This is a genomic window from Xenorhabdus sp. KK7.4, from assembly GCF_963876465.1.
In the GTDB taxonomy this organism is placed as follows: domain Bacteria; phylum Pseudomonadota; class Gammaproteobacteria; order Enterobacterales; family Enterobacteriaceae; genus Xenorhabdus; species Xenorhabdus stockiae.
In genome coordinates, this window is record NZ_CAWNQF010000067.1 from 353,918 (window position 1) to 356,964 (window position 3,047).

A 3,047-nucleotide genomic window follows, 5' to 3' on the forward strand; every position below is an offset into this window, starting at 1 on the left:
CCCGCAAAACACCTTCGGTGTTGTCAGGTTAAGCCGCACGGTTCATTAGTACTGGTTAGCTCAACGTCTCGCAACGCTTACACACCCAGCCTATCTACGTCCTCGTCTCGAACGTTCCTTCAGGACTCTCTAGGAGTCAGGGAAGACTCATCTCAAGGCAAGTTTCCCGCTTAGATGCTTTCAGCGGTTATCTCTTCCGCACTTAGCTACCGGGCAGTGCCATTGGCATGACAACCCGAACACCAGTGGTGCGTCCACTCCGGTCCTCTCGTACTAGGAGCAGCCCCTTTCAATCTTCCAACGCCCACGGCAGATAGGGACCGAACTGTCTCACGACGTTCTAAACCCAGCTCGCGTACCACTTTAAACGGCGAACAGCCGTACCCTTGGGACCTACTTCAGCCCCAGGATGTGATGAGCCGACATCGAGGTGCCAAACACCGCCGTCGATATGAACTCTTGGGCGGTATCAGCCTGTTATCCCCGGAGTACCTTTTATCCGTTGAGCGATGGCCCTTCCATTCAGAACCACCGGATCACTAAGACCTACTTTCGTACCTGCTCGCGCCGTCACGCTCGCAGTCAAGCTAGCTTATGCCTTTGCACTAACCTCACGATGTCCGACCGTGATTAGCTAACCTTCGTGCTCCTCCGTTACGCTTTGGGAGGAGACCGCCCCAGTCAAACTACCCACCAGACACTGTCCGCAACCCGGATAACGGGCCTACGTTAGAACACCAGCCATTAAAGGGTGGTATTTCAAGGATGGCTCCATGCAGACTGGCGTCCACACTTCCAAGCCTCCCACCTATCCTACACATCAAGGACCAGTGTTCAGTGTCAAGCTATAGTAAAGGTTCACGGGGTCTTTCCGTCTTGCCGCGGGTACACTGCATCTTCACAGCGAGTTCAATTTCACTGAGTCTCGGGTGGAGACAGCCTGGCCATCATTACGCCATTCGTGCAGGTCGGAACTTACCCGACAAGGAATTTCGCTACCTTAGGACCGTTATAGTTACGGCCGCCGTTTACTGGGGCTTCGATCAAGAGCTTCTCCTTACGGATAACCCCATCAATTAACCTTCCAGCACCGGGCAGGCGTCACACCGTATACGTCCACTTTCGTGTTTGCACAGTGCTGTGTTTTTATTAAACAGTTGCAGCCAGCTGGTATCTGCGACTGGCTTCGGCTCCGAAAGCAAGTTTCTTCACCTACTGCCAGCGTGCCTTCTCCCGAAGTTACGGCACCATTTTGCCTAGTTCCTTCACCCGAGTTCTCTCAAGCGCCTGAGTATTCTCTACCTGACCACCTGTGTCGGTTTGGGGTACGATTCAATGTTACCTGGAGCTTAGAGGCTTTTCCTGGAAGCAGGGCATCTGTCACTTCAGCACCGTAGTGCCTCGTCATCACGCCTCAGTGTTATACAGCGGTCCGGATTTACCAAAACCGCCCACCTACACGCTTAAACCGGGACGACCGTCGCCCGGATGACATAGCCTTCTCCGTCCCCCCTTCGCAGTAACACCAAGTACAGGAATATTAACCTGTTTCCCATCGACTACGCTTTTCAGCCTCGCCTTAGGGGTCGACTCACCCTGCCCCGATTAACGTTGGACAGGAACCCTTGGTCTTCCGGCGTGCGGGTTTTTCACCCGCATTATCGTTACTTATGTCAGCATTCGCACTTCTGATACCTCCAGCAGCCCTCACAGGCCACCTTCAACGGCTTACAGAACGCTCCCCTACCCAACAACACTTACGTGTCGCTGCCGCAGCTTCGGTGCATGGTTTAGCCCCGTTACATCTTCCGCGCAGGCCGACTCGACCAGTGAGCTATTACGCTTTCTTTAAATGATGGCTGCTTCTAAGCCAACATCCTGGCTGTCTGAGCCTTCCCACTTCGTTTCCCACTTAACCATGACTTGGGGACCTTAGCTGGCGGTCTGGGTTGTTTCCCTCTTCACGACGGACGTTAGCACCCGCCGTGTGTCTCCCGTGATAACATTCTTCGGTATTCGCAGTTTGCATCGGGTTGGTAAGTCGGGATGACCCCCTAGCCGAAACAGTGCTCTACCCCCGAAGATGAATTCACGAGGCGCTACCTAAATAGCTTTCGGGGAGAACCAGCTATCTCCCGGTTTGATTGGCCTTTCACCCCCAGCCACAAGTCATCCGCTAATTTTTCAACATTAGTCGGTTCGGTCCTCCAGTTAGTGTTACCCAACCTTCAACCTGCCCATGGCTAGATCACCGGGTTTCGGGTCTATACCCTGCAACTTAACGCCCAGTTAAGACTCGGTTTCCCTGCGGCTCCCCTATACGGTTAACCTTGCTACAGAATATAAGTCGCTGACCCATTATACAAAAGGTACGCAGTCACACCCCAAAGGGTGCTCCCACTGCTTGTACGTACACGGTTTCAGGTTCTCTTTCACTCCCCTCGCCGGGGTTCTTTTCGCCTTTCCCTCACGGTACTGGTTCACTATCGGTCAGTCAGGAGTATTTAGCCTTGGAGGATGGTCCCCCCATATTCAGACAGGATACCACGTGTCCCGCCCTACTCATCGAACTCACACTGCCAGCGTCTTCAGATACGGGGCTATCACCCTTTACTGCCGGCCTTTCCAGACCGTTCTCCTGACGCTGACACTGATGTTGGTTCTGGGCTCCTCCCCGTTCGCTCGCCGCTACTGGGGGAATCTCGGTTGATTTCTTTTCCTCGGGGTACTGAGATGTTTCAGTTCCCCCGGTTCGCCTCCTGACCCTATGAATTCAGGTCAGGATAGTGCAACGAATTGCACTGGGTTTCCCCATTCGGGTATCGCCGGGTCTCGCGGGTCATATCCCCTTCCCGGCGCTTATCGCAGATTAGCACGCCCTTCATCGCCTCTGACTGCCTAGGCATCCACCGTGTACGCTTAGTCGCTTAACCTCACAACCCGAAGGTGTCTTCGGATTGGGGTATTGAGAGACTCCTCAATAGTTGTCTGATGACACCCTACTGAGTGTTTCAAATTTTCAGCTTGTTCCAGATTGTTAAAGAGCA

1 rRNA gene is annotated in these 3,047 nt (G+C 53.6%); it reads right to left on the minus strand.

The annotated features are described in order from the left end of the window. Positions 1-24: 24 nt before the first annotated feature. Positions 25-2,933, minus strand: a 23S ribosomal RNA gene (locus AACS90_RS23315). Positions 2,934-3,047 lie beyond the last annotated feature (114 nt).